The sequence below is a fragment of the Thermoactinomyces intermedius genome, from assembly GCF_013912365.1.
GTDB lineage: Bacteria > Bacillota > Bacilli > Thermoactinomycetales > Thermoactinomycetaceae > Thermoactinomyces > Thermoactinomyces intermedius.
Window position 1 is genome coordinate 1 of record NZ_JACETT010000093.1, and the last position, 778, is coordinate 778.

General features: G+C 44.2%; 1 protein-coding gene and 1 pseudogene. Both read left to right on the forward strand.

Annotated features, from left to right (window positions below):
* A pseudogene (gene metX / locus H1R82_RS14305) lies at nt 1-351 on the forward strand (homoserine O-acetyltransferase); the annotation flags it as partial.
* A gap of 144 nt (nt 352-495) precedes the next feature.
* A partial coding sequence (locus H1R82_RS14310; protein ID WP_508613972.1) for a succinate dehydrogenase/fumarate reductase transmembrane subunit occupies nt 496-778 on the forward strand: 283 nt, incomplete at its 3' end.

A 778-nucleotide genomic window follows, 5' to 3' on the forward strand; every position in this document is an offset into this window, starting at 1 on the left:
CGGGAAATGGTGGACAGTTATTTGCATTATCAAGGCCGCAAGCTGGTCAACCGGTTTGATGCCAATACGTATCTCAGGTTTCTCGATGCCATGGATCATCATGATTTGGGACGCGGACGGGGCGGTGTGGAAGAAGCGGTCAGGAAGATTCATGCCGAAGTTTTGACCATCGGAATTGAGGAAGACATTTATTTTCCCGTCTGGCAACAGCGCGATTTCCACCAAATTTGTCTGAAAAAAGGGGTCAAGTCGGTTTATCATGAGTTTTCTTCCGATTACGGGCATGATGCTTTCCTTGTCGAGTTCAACCGGTTCGGTCCGCAGATTCACCGGTTTTTGAACGGGGGATAAAATTTGACCGTTCCTTGACGGCGGAAACGATATGGGAGTAAAATATATAGCGAGTTGAAACCCTTTTCTATTTTCTTAAAAATTATTGATAGACTTTTCAATTCATTCACTGATCGCGATTATGTCCTAGATTGGAGGCAAATGATGAGCACACAACGCAGCTTTTTCAACCGTCGGATTCACTCGTTGTTGGGCGTAATACCGGTGGGCTTTTTTTTAGTTGAGCATTTATTCACCAACTACTACGCCACACGAGGGGCAGATGCGTTTGTGGAAAAAGTCGAATGGCTTTGGGGTTTACCGTTTTTGCTTGTACTTGAAATTTTCTTTATTTTTCTGCCTCTCTTATATCACGGTATTTACGGATTGTACATTGCGTTCCAGGCGAAAAACAACGTGGGAAACTTCGGTACTTTCCGTAACTGGA